The sequence below is a fragment of the [Actinomadura] parvosata subsp. kistnae genome (assembly GCF_900323885.1).
Classification (GTDB): Bacteria; Actinomycetota; Actinomycetes; order Streptosporangiales; family Streptosporangiaceae; genus Nonomuraea; species Nonomuraea composti.
Map to the genome: position 1 here is coordinate 124,185 of NZ_OOHJ01000023.1, position 19,968 is coordinate 144,152.

The 19,968-nt window shown below is 73.0% G+C and carries 17 protein-coding genes; 12 read left to right on the forward strand and 5 right to left on the reverse strand.

The window, feature by feature from the left end; translation table 11 throughout:
• Positions 1-66 precede the first annotated feature (66 nt).
• Genes KIS93_RS52055 through KIS93_RS52065 form a run of 3 tightly spaced genes read left to right on the forward strand, consistent with a single transcriptional unit; the run spans position 67 to position 1,885 of the window.
• Positions 67-264, forward strand: coding sequence for a PLD nuclease N-terminal domain-containing protein (locus KIS93_RS52055; protein ID WP_222107969.1), 198 nt, complete (start codon positions 67-69; stop codon positions 262-264).
• Positions 261-1,142, forward strand: a complete 882-nt coding sequence (locus KIS93_RS52060; RefSeq protein WP_155126654.1) for an ABC transporter ATP-binding protein — start codon at positions 261-263, stop codon at positions 1,140-1,142. The genes KIS93_RS52055 and KIS93_RS52060 overlap by 4 nt, the downstream gene beginning before the upstream one ends.
• Positions 1,139-1,885: a hypothetical protein gene (locus tag KIS93_RS52065; RefSeq protein WP_080037382.1), complete on the forward strand. Its 747-nt coding sequence runs from the start codon at positions 1,139-1,141 to the stop codon at positions 1,883-1,885. Before KIS93_RS52060 ends, KIS93_RS52065 begins: the two co-directional genes overlap by 4 nt.
• Before the next feature lie 129 nt (positions 1,886-2,014).
• Here KIS93_RS52065 and KIS93_RS52070 read toward each other — a convergent pair whose 3' ends face one another.
• Positions 2,015-2,620, reverse strand: coding sequence for an Rv1733c family protein (locus KIS93_RS52070; protein ID WP_155126657.1), 606 nt, complete (start codon positions 2,618-2,620; stop codon positions 2,015-2,017).
• Between the two features lie 299 nt (positions 2,621-2,919).
• Here KIS93_RS52070 and KIS93_RS52075 point away from each other — a divergent pair, with 299 nt between their 5' ends.
• Positions 2,920-4,062, forward strand: coding sequence for a carboxylate-amine ligase (locus tag KIS93_RS52075; RefSeq protein ID WP_080037384.1), 1,143 nt, complete (start codon positions 2,920-2,922; stop codon positions 4,060-4,062).
• A 130-nt stretch (positions 4,063-4,192) separates the two neighbouring features.
• Here KIS93_RS52075 and KIS93_RS52080 read toward each other — a convergent pair whose 3' ends face one another.
• Positions 4,193-4,798: an Rv1733c family protein gene (locus KIS93_RS52080; protein ID WP_080037385.1), complete on the reverse strand. Its 606-nt coding sequence runs from the start codon at positions 4,796-4,798 to the stop codon at positions 4,193-4,195.
• Positions 4,799-5,013: 215 nt separating this feature from the next.
• On the opposite strand from KIS93_RS52080, the gene KIS93_RS52085 reads away from it, so the two are divergent.
• From KIS93_RS52085 to KIS93_RS52095, 3 genes are all read left to right on the forward strand, one after another.
• The gene (locus tag KIS93_RS52085) at positions 5,014-7,386 is read left to right on the forward strand and encodes a DUF4132 domain-containing protein (protein WP_080037386.1); all 2,373 of its coding nucleotides are present in this window, start codon (positions 5,014-5,016) and stop codon (positions 7,384-7,386) included.
• Positions 7,387-7,459: 73 nt separating this feature from the next.
• Positions 7,460-8,092 carry a TetR/AcrR family transcriptional regulator gene (locus tag KIS93_RS52090; RefSeq protein ID WP_186404946.1) on the forward strand — a complete coding sequence of 211 codons (633 nt, stop codon included), beginning with the start codon at positions 7,460-7,462 and terminating at the stop codon, positions 8,090-8,092.
• Positions 8,093-8,094: 2 nt separating this feature from the next.
• A complete protein-coding gene (locus KIS93_RS52095) occupies positions 8,095-8,541 on the forward strand; it encodes an acyl-CoA thioesterase (RefSeq protein WP_230466038.1) in 447 nt (148 codons plus the stop codon).
• Positions 8,542-8,597: 56 nt separating this feature from the next.
• On the opposite strand, the gene KIS93_RS52100 is transcribed toward KIS93_RS52095, so the two are convergent.
• Positions 8,598-9,233, reverse strand: coding sequence for a hypothetical protein (locus tag KIS93_RS52100; protein WP_186404947.1), 636 nt, complete (start codon positions 9,231-9,233; stop codon positions 8,598-8,600).
• A gap of 222 nt (positions 9,234-9,455) precedes the next feature.
• Between KIS93_RS52100 and KIS93_RS52105 the strand changes: the two genes are divergently transcribed.
• Positions 9,456-9,884, forward strand: a complete 429-nt coding sequence (locus tag KIS93_RS52105; RefSeq protein WP_080037387.1) for a DUF4259 domain-containing protein — start codon at positions 9,456-9,458, stop codon at positions 9,882-9,884.
• A 260-nt stretch (positions 9,885-10,144) separates the two neighbouring features.
• Here the strand turns inward: KIS93_RS52105 and KIS93_RS52110 are convergent, their stop codons facing one another.
• A complete protein-coding gene (locus tag KIS93_RS52110) occupies positions 10,145-10,870 on the reverse strand; it encodes a helix-turn-helix transcriptional regulator (RefSeq protein WP_230466039.1) in 726 nt (241 codons plus the stop codon).
• A 163-nt stretch (positions 10,871-11,033) separates the two neighbouring features.
• Positions 11,034-13,490, reverse strand: coding sequence for a methyltransferase (locus KIS93_RS52115; RefSeq protein ID WP_155126660.1), 2,457 nt, complete (start codon positions 13,488-13,490; stop codon positions 11,034-11,036).
• Positions 13,491-13,840: 350 nt separating this feature from the next.
• On the opposite strand from KIS93_RS52115, the gene KIS93_RS52120 reads away from it, so the two are divergent.
• From KIS93_RS52120 to KIS93_RS52135, 4 genes are all read left to right on the forward strand, one after another.
• Positions 13,841-14,446, forward strand: a complete 606-nt coding sequence (locus KIS93_RS52120) for a TetR/AcrR family transcriptional regulator (RefSeq protein ID WP_222107970.1) — start codon at positions 13,841-13,843, stop codon at positions 14,444-14,446.
• Positions 14,446-16,182: an ABC transporter ATP-binding protein gene (locus KIS93_RS52125; RefSeq protein WP_186404948.1), complete on the forward strand. Its 1,737-nt coding sequence runs from the start codon at positions 14,446-14,448 to the stop codon at positions 16,180-16,182. Before KIS93_RS52120 ends, KIS93_RS52125 begins: the two co-directional genes overlap by 1 nt.
• Positions 16,179-18,134: an ABC transporter ATP-binding protein gene (locus tag KIS93_RS52130; RefSeq protein ID WP_080037390.1), complete on the forward strand. Its 1,956-nt coding sequence runs from the start codon at positions 16,179-16,181 to the stop codon at positions 18,132-18,134. Before KIS93_RS52125 ends, KIS93_RS52130 begins: the two co-directional genes overlap by 4 nt.
• A gap of 98 nt (positions 18,135-18,232) precedes the next feature.
• A complete protein-coding gene (locus KIS93_RS52135; RefSeq protein WP_080037391.1) occupies positions 18,233-19,966 on the forward strand; it encodes an N-acyl-D-amino-acid deacylase family protein in 1,734 nt (577 codons plus the stop codon).
• Positions 19,967-19,968: the final 2 nt, after the last annotated feature.

Genomic DNA, 19,968 nt, shown 5'->3' on the forward strand with positions numbered 1-19,968 from the left:
TGACACTCCCGCTCGCGTCGCCGCGTTCACACTCCCCAGTGACGGCCGAGCGAAGGGAGCCGGAGCATGAGTGCCGATGCGATCCCCGTCGCGGCGATCGTGCCGCTGGTCATCGTGGCGGGCCTGTTCGTCGGGTACTGCCTGGTGGACCTGGCCCGCTCGGACGTGCGCCTGCTGCCCAAATGGGCGTGGGCGCTCGTCTGCCTGCTGTCGGTGCCCGTCGGCGGCATCGTCTACCTGCTGATCGGCAGGCAGCCGAGATGATCGTCGAGACGCGCGGGCTGGAGAAGCGTTACGGGCCGCACCTGGCGCTGGCGGGGGTGGACCTGGCGGTCCCGCGCGGCGCGGTCTACGGGCTGGTCGGGCCGAACGGGGCGGGCAAGACGACGCTGCTGGCGGTGCTGGCCGGGCTGCGGGTGCCGTCGGCGGGGGAGGTACGGGTGGCGCCGCCGCGCGGCCGGGTCGCGCTGCTGCCGGACACGCCGCAGTTCGAGCCGTGGCTGACCGGGCGCGAGGTGGTCGCCCTGGCGCGGCGGCTGGTCGCCCCCGGGGTGCCGGTCGCGCGTGAGGAGCGGGTGCTGGCCGACGCGGAGCTGTCCGGGGCGGCCGACCGGCGCGTGGGCGGCTACTCGCGCGGCATGCTGCAACGGCTCGGCCTGGCCGCCACCGTCGTGGCGGAGCCGGAGCTGCTGCTGCTCGACGAGCCCGCCTCCGCCCTCGACCCGGCGGGACGGCGCGAGGTGCTCGACCTGATCGCGGGGCTGCGCGGGAAGGCGACGGTGGTGCTGTCCAGCCACATCCTGTCGGACGTGCAGGAGGTGTGCGACACGGTCGGCATCCTGCGCGAGGGACGGCTGCTCTTCCAGGGCCCCCTGCACGATCTGCTGGTCGGCCGGGCCGTGCCCGCCTACCTCCTGCGGTTGCGCCCGCCGGTCGGGCACGTCGCCGACGCGCTGCGCGCCAAGGACTGGGTCGTCGGCGTGGACGTCCTGGACGAGCAGCGGCTGCGCGTGTCCGTACGCTCGCTGGCGGCGGCCGAGTGGCTGCTGCCCGAGGCGCTGGCCTCCTGCGACGCCCGCGTGGTGAGCATGAACCCGCAGGCCGCCGACCTCGAAGACGTGTTCCTGGAGCTGACGTCATGACGCTGTGGCGGCTGGAATGGCTGCGCCTGGTCCGCACCCGGCGGCTGGTCGCGATCCTCGGCGCGTACCTCTTCTTCGGCCTCACCGGGCCGCTCACCGCCCGCTACCTCGACCGCATCCTCGGCGGGATCGGCACGGAAGGGGTGCGGGTGCAGCTCCCCGCGCCGACGCCCGCCGACGGCATCGCGCAGTTCACCGGCAACGCCTCGCAGATCGGGCTGCTGGTCGTGGTGCTGGTCGCCGCCTCCGCCCTGGCGTTCGACGCCCGCCGCGAGATGGCCGTCTTCCTGCGTACGCGGGTGCGCGGGGCCGCCGCCGTCATCCTGCCCGCCTACCTCGTCTCCGCCGCGGCCGCGGTTTCCGCGCTGACCCTGGGCACGCTCGCCGCCTGGTACGAGACCGCGGTCCTCCTCGGCGGGCTGCCCGTCGCCCGCCTGCTGGTCGGCCTGGCCTGCGGCGCCCTGTTCCTGGCGTTCGCCGTCGCCGTCACCGCGCTGGCCGCCGCGATCACCCGCGGCGTGGCCGCCACGGCTGGGGCCGCGCTCGCCGCGCTCCTCGCCCTGGCCGTCGCCGACGGGCTCACCGGCGTCCCGTGGCTGCCCACCCGGCTGGCCGGGGCCATGGAGACGCTGGTCCGCGGCGAGCCGGCCACCGGCCTGCCCGCCGGCGCGGCGCTCACGGCAGCCCTCACCGCGGGCGCCTTGGCCGCCGCCGTGGCGGTGAGCGATCGCAGGGAGCTCTGAACGTGCCGGGCCACCCGCGATGCCCGGCTCACGCGACCTGCCCGGCCCACGCGACCTGCCCGGCTCATGTGACCTGCCCGGCCCATGCGACCAGCCCGGCCCATGCGACCAGCCCGGCCCACGCGTCGGTCACGGGTGGTGCGGGCGGCGCCACCTCTCGTCGGCGCGCAGCCAGTCGGCCTCCCATTCCTGGTACCGCCTGCGGTCGAGGAGCCGCCGGCAGGCCGCGAACGCCGCCAGCGCCACCACGCCGGCCAGGAACACGACGAACAGCGCCGTCGCGACGCCCCGGCTGACCAGCTCCACGTCGTCGGCGGGCGGCTGGACGGGCATCCCGGAGGCGTCGACCCACACCGGGACCTGCGTGCCCGAAGTGGCCAGCGCCGGCACCGGCACCAGACCGGTCACGGTCGCGCCCTGCGGGGTCGTCCACCGCGCCGTGGCCTGGAGCGGCACCGCGGGCACCTCGGTGTAGGACACGCGGGAGGGCGGGGCGTTCTCCGTCAGGGTGGCCATGACCTGCGTCCGCAGCCCGGGACCGGCGTGCTGCTCTTTCGCCGCGTCCGAGTAGGCCGCCCGCCCGGCCAGTACGGCGGGCCACACGCAGGCCAGCACGAGCAGCACCGCCGCCAGCACCAGCACGGACTCCACCCGGTCGGAGCGGCGGCGCAGCGGATTGCCGTCCGGCCTGAGCAACCGCACCCGCAGAGCCAAGGGATGAATCGACGGCTTCATCGGGCACCTCCCTCAAACCCCTCTACCACGGAGACCCCCGTCCCATGCGTGCCGCAGGACGACCGGGCACCGGTTCGTGCGCACGACATCGAGGTGATCCTTCCCGGCGGCCGACACAGGCGCGGACCAGCCCGATGCGGGTGCTCCACCGCGCGATGAAGGGAAGGTCGTTCACCGGCGGCCGACGGCGTCTTCCGCGCCTGCGGAAAGCCGCCCTGAGCTGAGGACTTCGAGCCCTGGCGGGTAGTGGATCAGGCGACGGATGCCGCACGGAAGGGTGAGTCCGCGGGGAGGTCGTGATGGGAACGAGAGGCAGGCTCACGATCACCGGCCGGCGCTCAGGGCCCGGGGCGCCGACGGTCGGCGTGGAGGAGGAGTTCCTGCTGCTGGACCGCGCCGACGGCCGCCCGGCCTGCCGGGCGCCGGAGCTGCTGGCCCTGCTCGGCGGCCACCTCCAGGCCAAGCCCGAGCTCATGCGCTTCCAGGTGGAGACGATCACCGGCGTGTGCACGGACCTGCATCAGGTACGCGAGGAGCTGGCCAGCAACCGGCGGCTCGTCGCGGGGGCCGCCGCCGAGGTGGGCTGTCACCTGGTCGCGACCGGGATCGCCCCGAGGCCGGGGCCCGGCCTGGCCGCCATCACCGCCGACCCCCGCTATCACGAGCTGGCCGCCCGCTACCGCTCCCTGGTGGCCCGCTCGGGCACCTGCGGGCTGCACGTGCACGTCGGCGTCCCGTCACGGGAGGCGGGCGTGCTGCTCCTGGCCCGGCTGCGGCCCTACCTGCCCACGCTCCTGGCGCTGAGCGGCAACTCGCCCGTCGTGTCCGGCCGGGACACCGGCTGGGCCAGCCGCCGCTACCTGGAGTGCGTCCGCTGGCCGTCGGCGCGGCCCCCGAACGTGTGGCGCTCGCCGGACGCCTACGACGCGGCGGTGCAACGCCTGATCCGCGCCGGCCGGGCCCTGGACGCGAGGTCCGTCTACTTCCACGCCCGCCTGTCGCCGCGCTACCCGACGGTGGAGGTGCGGATCGCGGACTCATGCCTGTCGGTGGACGACGCCGTCGCCGTGGCGGCCCTGGTAAGGGCGCTGACCGTGCTGGCGTTCGACGACCTCGGGCGCGGCACGCCGATGAGGCGGGTGAGCGGCCGGCGGATCGCCGCCGAGCTGGGCGCCGCCGCTCGCGACGGTCTCGCGGCGCGGGCCGCCGACCCGTACACGGGGCGCTCGCTGCCGCACCGCGCGCTCCTGGCGGCCCTGCTCGATCACCTCGCCGAGCCCGAGCCGGTCGCGCGGTCGCTCGCTCCGGTCCTGTCCCGTGGGACGGGCGCCGACCGGCAACGCGCGTTGTGGCGCCGGGCCGCCACACCGGGCCACTTCGCCGCGCTGCTCGCCGAGGCCACGCTCGCCGCGACGCTCCACCCCGTACCACCGAACGGCTGACCGCCCCCGCCCCCGGCCTTCAGGACCGAAACCGCCGCCTGCCCCGCCTTCGGGACTGAACGCGCTGCCTCCCCCGCCTTCAGGCCCGAAGCCCCGGCCCGCCCTGGTGCAGCAGCCCTTCCTGGGGCGCCTACGTCTGCCGCCGGTGGCGCCACTGCTCGTCGGCCCGCTCCCAGGCGAGCCCCCACTCCCGGTACCGCCTCCGGTCCGCCCGCCACCGCCATCCCGCGAACGCCCCCACGGCCACCAGCGCGCCCCCGAGCAGGACCAGCATTCCCGTCGCGATCCCCCTCATCCGCAGGACGGCGATGTCCGTGGGCGGCGGCGCCGGCGCGCCCGAAGCGTCGAGCCACACCTTGACGGCCGAGCCCGCCTTGGCGAGCGCCGGTACGGGCACCTCGGCCACCCGTTCCGCCCCTGCGGGGGTCGTCCAGCGCACTGCGGCCGTCGGCTGCTCGGCGGGCACCTCGGTGAAGGAGATCCGCGTGCGGGGAGCGTCCCGCAGCAACGTCGCCGTGACCTGGTGCCGGGCCGCGCCCCCGGCCCGCTCGTCGTGGAGCGCCCGCTCGTACGTCGTCCACCCGGCCAAGACCGCGGGCCACACGCTGACCAGCACCAGGATCACGGCGGCCAGCGCGACGGCGGACTCGCGCCGGTCGGAGCGGCGGCGCAGCGGGTTGCCGTCCGGGCGGTACAGCCGCAGCCGCAACACCAGCGGGTTGATCGACTTGTTCATCGTGACCCTCCCTGGTCCCGAGAATGGAAGATGGCCGCGCGGACGGGCAGGGCCGGACGGCTCGGCGCACCGGGACGTTCGTCCTTCACAAGGACCGTCCAGGCCGGCGATTCCGTGACGGCCTTGCCGGAGCCGCGCCTACCCGAGGACCGGCGGCCCCAACTCCCGCGGGACCCACCGGATTCTGTCGGTCGCGTACGGCAACCTTCTGACCCGTGAACGTGACCCACCTGCTCTCCCCGGAAGCCCGGCGCCTCCACCACCACCTCACCGAGCCCGGCGCCGGTTACCCCCATCCGTGGCCCGACACGTCCCTGCTGACGGCGACCGACCTGGGGCACCTGCTCCCGCTCGCCTACCGCACGACGGGCACGGGCGCCGCCACCTCGATGCGGTTCGCCGTCGAGGACGCCGTGCGGGAGCGGCAGCCGGAGTTCACCCCCGCGTCGTGCCTGGCGCTCTACGACGCGCTGGTGGCCGGGCTGGAGCGGCGCAAGTGGGCAGACGTGTGCCTGGCGGCGGGCGCGCTGCTGCGCTGCCCGGGCGGGGTGCCGGAGGCGGAGCTGGCTGGGCCGGCGCGGGTGCTGACGGAGTTCATGGTGGCGCACGGCCGGCTTGAGGCGCCGTACGCGCTGCTGGCGGTGGCCGGGGTGGCCGGAGTGGAAGGGGCGGGGCAGCCGATGGACGAGCCGCGGGAGTCGCTGGCGATGGCCGAGCGGGAGGTCGTGCTGGGGCTCGACCCGGCCGGCCGGGCGCTGGTGGCGGAGGTGGGGCCGCGCTCGTTCGGGTCGCCGCCCGAGCTGCCGGGCGTGTGGGATCGGCTGGCCGCGTTGACACCGTACGCGGACTTCGCCCGCTCCGCGCTGGAGGCGGCCGAGGCGCGGCTGGCCGCGATCCACGCGCGGGAGCTGCCGTACCGTGCCGACAAGGCGTTCAGCGCGGCGGAGGTGGCGGCGCTCGGCCGGGCGGCGCGGCTGGCGCTGCACTGCGACGCGCCGTGGCTGCCCGCGCTGCTCGACAGCCTGCTGGCGCTGGTGGCGGTCGCGCCGACGGCGGCCAAGACGCTGCCGTCGCAGGCGCTGCTGTTCGAGATCGGACGGGCGGTCGTGCGCTTCCCGACGCCCGAGGCGATCACGGCGCTGCGCGCGGCCCGGGCGGCGACCCGGCACGCCGGCGTGGTCAAGCAGCTCGACCGCCTGATCAAGAAGGCCGAGCCGGGGCTGGCCGACCGGATGGAGGTGGCCTTCCGCATGCCGGACCTGGGGTTCGGGGCCGGAGGTCGGCTGAAGGTGTCGCTGGGGGAGTACACGGCGGTGCTCGCGCCGGGCGCGGGCGGCGAGTTCGAGCTGGGCTGGCGGCAGGGCGGCAAGCCGCTCAAGAGCGTGCCGGCGGCGGTGCGCAGGGAGCATCCCGACGAGGTCAAGCGGCTGCGCGAGCTGGTCAAGCAGGTGCGGCGGCAGGTGACGACGCTGTGCCGGGCGCTGGAGGCCGGGCTCGCGGGGGAGATGTCGTGGCCGTACGAGACGTGGCGCGACCGGATCGCCGGGCACCCGATCGCGGGCACGGTGGCGACCCGCCTGATCTGGGAGGCGGAGGCCGCGCCCGGCGAGTGGCGCACGCTGGCGCTGGAGGCGGAGAGCGCTCCCAGCGAGGGGCGTACCCTGACGCCCTCCTCCTCGCCAGAGGCGGGGCGCGTGCGGTTGTGGCATCCGGCGCGGGCGAGCGCCGAAGAGGTGGCCCGTCTGCGGGAGGCCGTGACCGAGGGGAGGGTCAAGCAGCCGTTCAAGCAGGCGTTCCGCGAGGTCTACCCGCTCACCCCGGCCGAGGAGGCGACGGCCGTCTACTCCAACCGGTTCGCCGGCCACATCGTGGACTACCGCCGCCTGTACGCGATGTTCAGAGCCAGGAACTGGGAGTCCAGGATGCTGGGCCCATGGGACGGCGGCGACACCGACGCCGCCACGCGGGTGCTGGCCGAGGGCCGCTGGCGGGTGTCGTTCCACCACGATTACCTGTACGACGAGCCCGGCGAGTACGCCACCACCGACCAGGTGCGCTTCCACCGTCGCGACGACGAGGGCGGCGGCGGCTGGCTGGAGTCGCCGCTGGCCGAGGTGCCACCGCTCGTGTTCAGCGAGGCCATGCGGGACGTCGATCTCTTCGTGGCCGTCACCTCGATCGCCGCCGATCCCGGCTGGGCCGACCGCGGGCACGACCGCCATCTGGCCTACTGGCGCGACACCTCCGTAGGCCCGCTCCAGCCCTCGGGCGAGGTACGCCTTGACGCCCTGGCCCGCATCCTGCCGCGCACGGCCATCGGCGGTCGCTGCACGCTCACCGACCGGTTCCTGGTGGTGCGGGGTGACCTGCGCACGTACAAGATCCACGTGGGCAGCGGCAACATCCTCATGGACCCGGGCGACGTCTACCTGTGCATCGTCCCGGACCGGCGCCGCGACGAGCGGCTGTTCCTGCCGTTCGAGGAGGACGACCGGCTGGCGCTCATCCTCAGCAAGGCATTCCTCCTGGCCAGGGACACGGAGATCACGGACGAGAGCATCCTCGCCCAGATCAAGGGCGGGACGTGATCGCTGGCCGGTACCGGTCGGATGGAGGCGTACCGACTATACAAACGACCGGTCGGTCAGATAGTTTGGCGCCATGACGCAGGACGGCCGGCGGCTGCGCGGGTTGCGGAGCCGGGAGGCGATTCTCGAACGAACGGTGGGCCTGGCCTCCGTCGAAGGGCTGGACGGGCTCTCCCTGGGACGGCTGGCGGCGGCCACCGGCACCAGCAAGTCCGGATTTTTCGCCCATTGGCGCGACAAAGAGGAGCTGCAGCTCGACGCGGTGGAATGGGCCGCCCGCCAATGGAAGGAGCACGTCGTGGCGCCCGCCATGAGCGCTCCCCCCGGGGTGCGGCGGCTGTTCGCGCTGCACGAGGCCCGCATGCGCTTCTACAGCGACGGCGTGCTGCCGGGCGGCTGCTTCTTCTTCACCGTGCAGGCCGAGTTCGACGACCGGCCGGGGGCCGTGCACGACCGGGTCGCGCGGGCCATGCGCGAGTGGCAGGAGTTCATCCAGCGGCTCGTGACGCAGGCCAAGGAACTGGGCGAGCTGGTGGAGGAGGCGGACCCGGCGCAGCTCGCGTACGAGATCGACGCTTTGGGGGAGATGACGATCATCCACTCCCGCCTCCACGACGGGCCCGCCGCCCTCACCCACGCCCGCCGCGCCGTCCTGCAGCGACTGCGCGCGCTCTGTCCCGAGCCCGCGCTACTCCCGGAGGATTGATCATGATGATGGAAGACGGCGCGCACGAGCCCGTCCAGGTGCACTTCGACGACCTCGACGCGATGGGCCTGCTGCACAACTCCCGCTACGCGCTGCTGGTCGAGCGCGCCATCGGCGCCTATTGGCAACGCCTCGGCTGGTCGCCCGACCCGGCCCGGTCGGCTTTCCGCGACGTGTTCCTGGCGGTCCGGGAGTTCAAGGTGACTTACCACGCGCCGATCGTGGGCGCGGGCGAGCCGGTGGTGCACTTCTGGATCGAACGTCTGGGACGCACCAGCGGCGTGTACGGGTTCCGCGTGCTGTCGCCGGACGGGGAGGTGGTCCACGCCGACGGCTACCGCGTCAACGTCAACCTCGACCCGGCCACCCTGCGCCCCACACCGTTCAGCGACGAACTCCGCACCGCCGCCGAGCCCCTGATGCGCCAGCCGACGGTGGCGGCACGCTGAGATCGCGTGCGCGCAGTGCTATGGCGTACACCGGCGCCGGTGCGAGTCTCGCGCGCTCAGGGCATGCGTGCCGGTGCCGACCGGTCGGTCTGTGCCGTGGGGTGGGTCTGTGCCGTGGGGTGGGTCTGTGCCGTGGGGTCGGTCTGGGACATGGAGCCGAGCTGAGACCGGCGCGCCGCCACGGTGCGCCAGCTCACGGTCACGGCACCCGCCAGCAGCACGATCCCCGACAGCACGCCGCTGAGGAACGGCACCCAGGCCGCGGCCGACGTCGGCGCCAGGACGAGCCCCGCCACGCCGAGCAGGCTCAGCACCACACCAGGAACGGCGATGTCCCAGGTCTTCCAGATGGGTGCCAGAGCGACGAAGTGCACCCCGACGACCAGCGCCACCCACGCCACGTTCGCCTGCTCGGGGGTTCCCAGCGCGGCGAGCACCCGCAGCCCGCCGAACAGCAGGACCACCTCGGCCGCCACGATGACGAGATAACCCCGCCCGAACATCGCCCCGCGCGGAGCCCCGCTCCCGTCCCGCTGCCCGCGCGCGGCGGTGAACCACAGGACGAGCACGACCGCGGCCCCCAGACCCGCCACCACCCGCAGCAGGAGCGCGACGGTGCTGTTGAGCGGGTCGTGCGCGTTCACGAAGACGAAGACGGCGCCGAACACCGCGCCGATCAGCAATCCGGTCATACGTTGCATGCCAACCATTGAACGGGGCTGCGGAAGGTCACCGCATGGGCCCTGGGGCGAGCTCGAGGTCGCCCTGGCCCTACCTTGACGACGATCCGCCGCATGGAGCAAACGATGATGAAAGCGACAAAGCGAGGGGCGGGACTCTACTGAATCGGAGAGGCCGAGAGATCGAGGTCCCGTTCGGCGGATACCTGAACTAGATCTCGACTGGAGCTGGTGATGGGAACCTGGGGAACAGGGCCGTTCGACAGTGACACTGCCGAGGATTTCCTCGACGAGCTGGAAGAACGGCCTGCGTCGCAGCGAGTGGCGGTCATCGAGAATACTTTTCGGGCCGCCATCGAGGCGGCGGGCAGTCCCAATGCCCCGGTGCTGCCCGAGGAAGTGGTGGCTGCCGCCGCCGTGGTCGCGGCCAATGTTCCGGCCGGAAGTTCCTTCTCTTGGAACGAGGAGTATCCGGACATCACAGAATGGCTGATGAAGCCGATCATGCCCGACCTCGCCTTGACCGCGATTCGGGCGCTGGAAATGACGCTGCCCGCAGACGGCTGGTTCTGGAGGAGTTGGGTGGACGCGGGAGAGAGGGAAGAGGCCCAGGCGACGATCGACAGTCTGAGATCCGTCCTTCGCCTTGTCGGTGAAAGCTGACCCATGGCGCTCCATGGTGGTGAAGGCTCGTGCCCATGAGCAGGGGAGTGGGCACGCCCTCTCCCGGAAGGCGGAGAGTACGCGCCCCCACGCGCGGGGTGAAACGTATGCGCGGGGGGACAGGCGGAACGTACTACGCCGTCACCCTCAAAGCCCGACACGGTGACCCGGCGCCCTGCGGTTCCGGCCCGAGCGGACGCCTGCTCAGCAGGTATACCCCGTTCCGCGTACGACAGCGTCCGTGATGGCCGGGCCGTGGGTCATCTCGCCGTTCCCCGTAGGTAGGCGAGCACCGCCAGCACCCGGCGGTTGTCGTCGGCTGTGGCCGGGATTTCCAGTTTGGCGAACAGGCTCGCCACGTGCTTGCCCACGGCCGCCTCCGTGATCGACAGGGCGCGGGCGACGGCGCTGTTGGAGCGGCCCTCGGCGATCAGGGCGAGCACCTCGCGTTCGCGGGCGCTGAGCCGGCGCGTGGGCTCCGTGACCTCCCTGGCTCGGGCCCACGTCCGTTCGAACAGGTCGATGAGGGCGGTGATCAGGCTCTGCTGGCGGATCGCCAGCGCGCCCGGCGCGTACGGGACGGGGGTGAGCCGGAGGAAGGCCAGCGTGCGGTCGAAGATGACCAGTTGCTGGACCGGCTCGTCCACCACCCGGTGCAGGTCGCCAGCGGCGTGCAACTGCCTGATTCGGGCCGCGCGGATCGGGTCGTCCAGGACGGTGGCGTGCACGATGGTGCGCATCCTGGTGCCGCGTTCCAGGGCGTCGAGGTTCTCGCGGCGGCTCGTGTGCTCGTTCCTGGCCGTGTCGGACACTCCCACGGGATGCATGGCGCGCACTTCCCGGGCCGAGACGGCGGCCTCCGAGATGCGCCGGCGGACGAGGGCGTTGTCCTCCAGTCGTTCCACGTCCACGGGGAGGCCCCGCAGGTCGCTCACCACCTCTTCGAGGCGGCGGGCCAGCTGGGCCAGCGGCACGCTCTCTTCCACACGCCTCCCTCATCACGCGAGCTTCCCGCCCATGCTAGACAAAACGCCCACAGCTCACATCGTGATCTACTTCGTAAAGGGCGCAGATTGGTGTCCTGCAAGCACAGATCCACCCGCTGAGGGGAGGGACGCACGGGCGCGTCCAGTTAGCATGGCCGTCCCGTCAGTGGCATACGGGTACAGGCCCGTCCATGGGGTCGAAGCACAGCACGATCTCGCCGAGTTGCCGGCCCTCGCGGATCAACGCCAGCGCGTCCTGTACGCGAGCCGCGGGAAAGGCGCTGAACGGGAGCGGCAGGACCCGGCCCTTCGCCAGGCCGGCCATGACCTCGGCGAACAGGCCCGGCTCGGACGGGTCGGCGAGGCCGAGCCGGACGTACCGGCCCTCGCCGGCCAGCGCTCGCTCCCAGCCGGGAGGGACGGGTCCGGCCACCACCTCGGCGCCCCGGCCGTCGGTCAGCTCCAGGACCCGGCGGGGAGCGCGCGGGTCTTGGGCGTCCAGTGTCCGCCACGCGCCCAGGGTGAGCAGGAGGTCGCGCTGGGCCGGGGTACGGGCGGCGGCGATCACCCTCGCGCCGCACTGGAGGGCGTGCCGCAGCGTGGCCAGGCCGAGCCCCGTGGCGTCGGCATGCAGGAGCAGGGTCTCGTCCGGCGACAGCTTGGCCTGGACGGTCAGAGCGAGATGGGCGTGCAGGTGCGCCAGCGGGACGGTCGCGGCCTCGGCGTCGGTCATTCCCGCGGGGATCGGGGTGAGGAGGCGGGCCCAGGTGAGGGCGTGGGAGGTGGGCGTTCCGGGGGCCAGTCCGGTAACGCGCTCGCCGGGGCGGACGCCGGTCACGCCTTCGCCGATGGCGGTGACCACGCCAGCGCCTCCCCACCGCCAAGTGGACGGGTCCCCGGTTCGCGAGCCGCGCTGGGACGAGGCGCCGGTTCGTGAGCCGCGCTGGGACGGGTCCCCGGTTCGCGAGCCGCGCTGGGACGAGGCGCCGGTTCGTGAGCCGTGCTGGGACGGGTCCCCGGTTCGCGAGCCGTGCTGGGACGAGGCGCCGGTTCGCGAGGTGCGCGGATCGTCCGGCCTCTCGACCCAGGTGAGGGGGAAGGTGGCAGCGCGGATTTCCACCGCCGCCATGCCGGGGCCGGGCGGCTCGTGGATGACGAAGCGGCTCCTTTGCGTCGAACGGCTCGGCGGGGCGGTGCGGAGCGGGCGAGCGTGGGCGCGAGGGCGGGCGGCCAGGAGGATGGAGAAGGCGTCCCGGCCAGGGGCGGTGTCGGGGCCGGTCTGGGCGATGTCGGTGAAGCCGCATTCGCGCAGCAGGGGCGGCCACTGCTCGCGGCGTAGCAGCGGAGTGCGCGGGCGGAGGGGGTCGTTCTCGGCGGCCCAGGCACGGCCGGTCGAGGCATGGCCGGCCGAGGTGTGAGCGGTCGAGGTGTCAGCGGCCCAGGCATGGCCGTTCGAGGTGTGAGCGGTTGAGGTGTGAGCGGTTGAGGTGTGAGCGGTCGAGGTGTCAGCGGTCCAGGTGTGAGCGGGCGAGGTGGGAGTGGGCGAGGAGTGGACGGTTGAGGTGGGGGTGGGCCGGAAGAAGGTGGTCAGTGGGCCCAGCAGGAGGCACGGGTCGTGGGTTTCGACGGCCAGGAGGTGGCCGCCGGGGGTGAGCAGGCTGCGTACGCGGTCCAGGGCGGCGGGCAGGTCCCTGGCGGTGTGCAGGGCGTTGGCGGCGATGACGAGATCGTGGGCGCCGGAGGTGAAGCCCTGGGTGACGGGGTCGGCGTCGAGGTCGAGGGGCCGGTAGTCGAGGAAGTCGTGGCCGGAGAAGCGGCGGGAGGCGGCGGCGCAGGCGGCGAGGCAGGGGTCGGTGAAGGTGTAGCGGGTGAGGTGGGCGAACAGGAGCGGGAGCAGGGCGGCGGTGGTGCCGCCGGTGCCGGCGCCTATCTCCAGTACGCGCAGCGGACGGTCGCCGGGCCAGGCGGCGATGATCTGGCTGAGGAGCGCTGCGGCCGTCCGGTTGGTGAAGCGGCATACCGGTGCGACGTCGTACAGGTGCTGGAGGAGCTTGTTGTCGATCGGCTCCGGGGAGCCCTGGTGGGCAGGCGGTGCGGCGGGGTTGTGTTCGCCGCGGAGCAGGGCCGGGAGGCGCCGGGTCAGGGAGGTGGTGAGGGCTGTTTCGGTGAGGTGGGCCGGGTGTCGCAGGAGGAGGGTGCGGGTGAGCTCGTCGGGGTCGGCCGGGACGGTGAGGCGCCAGCGGCCGGTGGAGCGTGAGCGGTGTCGGGGTTCGTCGGGGCGTGGGTGTGCGGCTTCGTGGTGCCACTGGTCGTGGGAGGGCGGGGGTGTCGTCGGTCTCGGGGGCCGTTGTTCCTCGTCGCTCAGGTGGGCCAGGCCGTGCTCGTGCAGGAGGTCGAGCAGGGTGGTGGTGAAGCGGCGGTGGCGGGGGAGGAGGCCGGCGGTGATGAGGTCGTCCATGGTGAACGGGGCGGAGGGGAGCAGCCGGGCGAGGGCGTCGGCGTAGCGGTGGAGGAGGGCGTGACGTGCCTCAGCGAGAAAGGCGTCGTGGCGGCCGGTGCGCCAGGCCGCGCGGATGCGTTCGAGTTCCTGGCCGGCGCGGGCGAGGATGACGCCGGGCATGGGCAGCTCGCACACCGCCCCGTTCGGGCAGGGCCCGGGTGTTGTCCGGTCGCTGCCGGGGCCGCACGTGGTCGCGTTGCTGCCGAGTCCGCCCGTGGTCGCGTTTCTGCCGGGCTGACGTGCGGTCTCGCAGGCCGCCGAGTCCGCGCCGTGCGCAGGCAGGGCGTCAGGGAGCGGTATGCGGGGGAGAGCGCTGGCGGGAGCCGGGGTGGGGTCGGATCGCATAGGACTACTGTGCGCGCCCAAACAGTCACATTCCCGCCCTCTGTCCTCACCATAAAACCACTTGAATGAGTGAGTACTCGCTCATTACGCTCCCGCCCATGAACAGAAGGCGGAGGGTGCCGGCCATGGCACCGGAAGACCGCCGCGCCGCACTCATCGCCGCCACCATCCCCCTCCTCAGGGAGTACGGCGCGGCGGTGAGCACTCGTCAGATCGCCGAGGCCGCGGGCGTGGCCGAGGGGACGATCTTCGGGGTGTTCCCCGACAAGGCTTCGCTGGTGCGGGCGGCGCTGATGAGCGCGTTCGATCCGCGGCACGCCCTGGACGCGCTGGCGGCGATCCCCGCGTCGGCCGGGCTGCGGGCCCGGTTGTGCGAGGCGGTCACGATCCTGCGGACGAGGATGAGCGCCAACGCCAACCTCCTGTCCGTCCCCAACGGACCCAAGGAGCCGATCGCGGACGACGCCGAGTTCCGCGAGCACATGCTGGACAACCGGCGCCGCATCCAGGTCGCGCTGGCCGAGCTGATGGGGCCGGATCGTGACCGGTTGCGGCGCTCGCCCGACGACGCGGCGCAGCTGCTGCTCATGCTGATCGCGGTGTCCGTGCACCGGGGTTTCGGTGCGGGCGCCGACTTCGCGGACATGGAGGACGAGGAGATCGTCTCCGTGCTGCTCGACGGGCTGCTCGTCAGGCCCTCTCCTATCCCAGACCCAGAAAGCCCCTGTTGATGCTGCTCCGTCTTCTGCGGGTCCAGTTGCGGCCGTACCGGAGGGAGATCGCGCTCGTCGTGGTCTTCCAGTTCGTGCAGACGCTGGCCACGCTCTATCTCCCCACTCTCAATGCCGACATCATCGACGACGGCGTCGTCAAGGGCGACACCGGTTACATCATGCGCATCGGGCTGGTGATGCTCGCTGTCACGCTCGTGCAGATCACGTGCGCGACGGTCGCGGTGTATTACGGCGCCCGTACGTCGATGGCCCTGGGCCGTGACCTGCGGGCCGCGATCTTCCACCGGGTGCAGGGTTTCTCGGCGCAGGAGGTCGGCCGGCTCGGCGCGCCGTCGCTGATCACCCGCACGACCAACGACGTGCAGCAGGTGCAGTTGCTGGTGCTGATGGCGTTCACCATGATGGTGGCGGCGCCGATCATGTGCGTCGGCGGCATCGTGCTGGCGCTGAACCAGGACGCGGCACTGTCGTCGCTGCTGCTCGTCGCGCTGCCGGTGATGATCGCCGTGGTCGCGGTGATCGTGGTTCGGATGCGCCCGCTGTTCCGTACGATGCAGGAGCGCATCGACCGCATCAACCAGGTGCTGCGCGAGCAGATCGCCGGCATCCGGGTGATCAGGGCGTTCGTGCGCGACCGGTACGAGCGGGAGCGCTTCGCGGGTGACAACGACCGGCTGACGGAGGTGTCGCTGCGGGTCGGCCGGTTGATGGCGCTGATGTTCCCCACGGTCATGCTGGTGGTGAACGTCTCCAGCGTCGCCGTGGTGTGGTTCGGCGGCCACCGGATCGCCGACGGGGCCATGGAGGTGGGCGCGCTGACGGCCGTCATCTCCTACCTGATGCAGATCCTCATGTCGGTGATGATGGCGATGTTCATGTTCATGATGATCCCGCGGGCGGAGGTGTGCGCGGAGCGGATCGAGGAGGTGCTGGCGACCGAGACGACGGTGCATCCGCCGGCGTCCCCGGTGGTGCCGGCGCGCAGTGACGGCGAGCTGGAGCTGCGCTCGGTGGACTTCCGTTACCCGGGCGCGGAGGAGCCGGTGCTGTGCGGCGTGAGCTTCGCGGCGCGGCCGGGCCGTACGACGGCGATCATCGGGAGCACCGGCAGCGGCAAGACGACGCTGCTCAACCTGATCCCGCGGCTGTTCGACGCGTCGGCGGGCGAGGTGCTGGTGGACGGCGTGAACGTGCGCGACCTCGACCCGGGCGCGCTGTCGCGGGCGGTGGGCCTGGTGCCGCAGTCGCCGTACCTCTTCTCCGGCACGGTCGCCTCGAACCTGCGTTACGGCAGGCCGGACGCGACCGATGAGGAGCTGTGGCGGGCGCTGGAGGTGGCGCAGGCGCGCGAGTTCGTGGAGGCGATGCCGGGCGGGCTGGACGAGCCGATCTCGCAGGGCGGCACGAACGTGTCCGGCGGGCAGCGGCAGCGGCTGGCGATCGCGCGGACGCTGGTGCACCGGCCCGAGATCTACCTGTTCGACGACTCCTTCTCCGCGCTCGACTACGCGACGGACGCGCGGTTGCGTGCCGCGCTGGCCGAGGAGATCGCCGACGCGACGATCGTGATCGTGGCGCAGCGGGTGAGCACGATCCGCGACGCCGACCGCATCATCGTCCTGGAGGACGGGCGGGTGGTCGGCAGCGGTACCCATGGCGAGCTGATGGACGGCTGCCCGACGTACAGGGAGATCGTCCTGTCGCAGCTCACGGAACAGGAGGCGGCGGCATGACGACGCAGGCGCCGGCGCGGCGCCCGCAGCCCGGCTTCGGGCCGGGCCGGATGATGGCGGGGCCGCCGGCCGAGAAGGCGCTCGACTTCGGCGGGACGTTGCGCAAGCTGATGGCGTTGCTGCGTCCCGAACGGGCGCTGCTGATCGTGATCCTGGTGCTCGGCGCCTCCAGCGTGGCGCTGACGGTGACGGGCCCCAAGATCCTCGGCCACGCCACGGACCTGATCTTCACGGGCATCATCGGCGCCCAGCTCCCGGCGGGGGCGACGAAGGAGCAGGCGGTGGCGGGGCTGCGGGCCCGCGGCCAGGGCACCTTCGCCGACATGGTGGCCTCGATGAGCGTGGTGCCGGGCCGCGGCATCGACTTCACCGCCCTGGCGCAGGTGCTGGGCTGGGTGCTGGTGATCTACCTGGTGGCGGCGCTGCTGGGGATCGTGCAGTTCCGGCTGACGACCACGGTCGTGCAGCGGGCGGCGGCGCGGCTGCGCGAGCGCATCGAGGGCAAGCTGGGACGGCTGCCGCTGAGCTACTTCGACGGCCAGCCGCGCGGCGAGATCCTCAGCCGGGCCACGAACGACACCGACAACATCGCGCAGACGTTGCAGCAGACGATGAGCCAGCTCATCTCCTCGGTGCTGACGGTCGTGGCGGTGCTGGTCGTGATGTTCTGGATCTCGCCGGTGCTGGCGCTGATCGCGCTGGTGACGGTGCCGGTGTCGGTGTACGTGACGACGGTCATCGGCAAGCGGGCGCAGCCGCAGTTCATCAAGCAGTGGTCCTCGACGGGCAAGCTGAACGGCCACATCGAGGAGATGTACGGCGGGCACACGCTGGTCAAGGTGTTCGGCCGGCAGAAGGAGGCGGCCGAGACGTTCGAGGAGCACAACCAGGCGCTGTTCGCCTCCAGCTTCCGCGCCCAGTTCATCTCCGGCGTCATCCAGCCGGCCATGATGTTCATCGGCAACCTCAACTACGTGCTGGTCGCCGTGGTGGGCGGGCTCAAGGTGGCGTCGGGGTCGATCTCGCTGGGCGACGTGCAGGCGTTCGTCCAGTACTCGCGGCAGTTCAGCCAGCCGCTGACGCAGGTGGCCGGCATGGCGAGCCTCGTGCAGTCGGGCGTCGCCTCGGCCGAGCGGGTCTTCGAGCTGCTGGAGGCGCCCGAGCAGTCGGCCGAGCCGGCCGAGCCGGTACGCCCGGAGAAGGTCAGGGGGCGGGTGGCGTTCGAGCACGTGTCGTTCCGCTACGCCGAGGACCGGCCGCTGATCGAGGACCTGTCGCTGACCGTGGAGCCCGGCCAGACGGTGGCCATCGTGGGCCCCACGGGAGCGGGCAAGACGACGCTGGTCAACCTCATCATGCGCTTCTACGAGGTGACGGGCGGCCGCATCACCCTCGACGGGGTCGACATCGCGCGGATGTCGCGGGAGGAGCTGCGCGCCAACATCGGCATGGTGCTGCAGGACGCGTGGCTGTTCGGCGGCACGATCGCGGAGAACATCGGTTATGGCGCGGAGGGCGCCACCCGCGAACGCATCGAGGCCGCGGCGCGGGCCGCCCACGTGGACCGCATCGCGCACACGCTGCCCGACGGCTACGACACGGTGATCGACGAGGAGGGCGGCGCGGTCAGCGCGGGCGAGAAGCAGCTCATCACGATCGCGCGGGCGTTCCTGTCGGACCCGGCGATCCTGATCCTCGACGAGGCGACCAGCTCGGTCGACACGCGGACCGAGGTGCTGATCCAGCGGGCGATGAGCTCGCTGCGCGAGGGCCGGACGAGCTTCGTGATCGCCCACCGGCTGTCCACGATCCGCGACGCCAGCCTGATCCTGGTGATGGAGGGCGGGCGGATCGTCGAGCAGGGCACGCACGAGTCGCTGCTGGCGGCCGGCGGGGCGTACGCCCGGCTGTACTCCGCCCAGTTCGCCCAGCCGGTGGTGGAGGTGGACTGACGGGACGGGCGGCGGGCGGACACGCGTCACGTACGCGCTCCGGCCGCCGCCTGATGCCGTAGGGTGATCGGGCGATCGCTCACAGTCGGGGGACGGCGATGTTCGACTTGATCATCAAGGGGGGCCGCTGGTTCGACGGCGCGGGGAGCCCGTCCGCGATCCGCGACCTCGGGGTGCGCGGCGGGCGGGTGGCGGCCGTGTCGGCCGAGCCGCTGCCGCAGGCGGGGTGCCGGCGGGTGCTCGACGCGGCCGGCTGCTGGGTGCTGCCGGGATTCCTCGACGTGCACACGCACTACGACATCGAGGTGCTGCTGTCTCCGGGGCTGCCCGAGTCCGTACGGCACGGCGTCACCACCGTCGTGCTCGGCAACTGCTCCCTGTCGGGCGTCTACTGCTCCCCCGACGACGCGGCCGACCTGTTCAGCCGGGTCGAGGCGCTGCCGCACGCCGCCGTGCTCGACGCGCTGAAGCGGCACCGGAGCTGGTCCGGGGCCGACGAGTACGTGCGGGCGCTGCTGGCCCGGCCGCTGGGCCCGAACGTGGCCGCCTTCCTCGGCCACTCCGACCTGCGGGCGTACGTGATGGGGCTGGGGCGCGCGGTCGGCGCGGACCCCGCCACCGGGCAGGACCTCGACCGGATGGCGGCGCTGCTCGACCGGGCCCTGGACGCCGGTTTCCTCGGCCTGTCCACGGTGGCCAGCACGCACTGCCGACTCGACGGTGACCGGTTCCGGTCGGCGCGGCTGCCGTCCACGTTCGCGGGCTGGCAGGAGTACCGCGCGCTGCACCGCGTGCTGCGGGCCCGCGGCCGGGTCCTGCAGAGCGCGCCCGGCAGCGCCCGCCCGTGGAACACGTTGCTGTTCCTGCTCGCGGGCGCCGGCCTGTGGGCGCGGCCGCGGCTGAAGACGTCGCTGCTGGCCGCGCTCGACTCCAAGACGGCGCCCGTCCCGGCGGGCGTGCTGACGCGCGTCACCGCGCTGGCCAACCGGCTGCTGGGGGCCGAGGTGCGCTGGCAGCACCTGCCGGTTCCGTACGAGCTGTACGCCGACGGCATCGACCTGGGCATCTTCGAGGAGTTCGGCGCCACGGCGGCCGCGCTGCACCTGCGGCAGGAGGCCGAGCGGGCGCGGCTGCTGTCGCGGCGGGCCTACCGGCGGTGGTTCCGCCGCGACTACGACCGCCGCTTCCGCCACCTGTACGACGCCGGCATCGTCGCCTGCCCCGACGAGGGGCTGGTCGGCCGGTCGTTCGGCGAGGTGGCGGGCGCGCGCCGGCGGCATCCCGCCGAGACGTTCCTCGACCTCGTGGTGGCGCACGGGTCGCGGCTGCGCTGGCGCACGACGATCGCCAACCACCGGCCGCACGTGCTCGACCGGCTGGCCGGCCATCCGGCGGTGCAGATGGGGTTCGCCGAGTCGGGCGCGCACCTGCGGAACATGGCCCACTACAACGCCCCGCTGCGGCTGCTCCAGCGGGTCGTGGCCGCCCAGGCGGCCGGCCGGCCGTTCATGACGGTCGAACGGGCGGTGCACCGGCTCACCGGCGAGCCGGCCGACTGGTTCGGGCTGCGGGCGGGCACCTTGCGCGCGGGCGACCGGGCCGACCTCGTCGTGGTGGACCCGGCCGGGCTCGACGACCGGCTGGCCGCCTACCACGAGGCGCCGATGCCGGACTTCGGCGGCGTGCGGCGCATGGTCAACCGCAGCGACGCGGCCGTCAGGGCGGTGTGCGTGGCGGGTGAGCCGGTGTTCGAGGGGGGCGTGTTCGCCGCCGGTTACGGGAGCACGCGGCGCACCGGCACGTTCCTGGGCGCGGACCGGCGGTGCGCCTGACC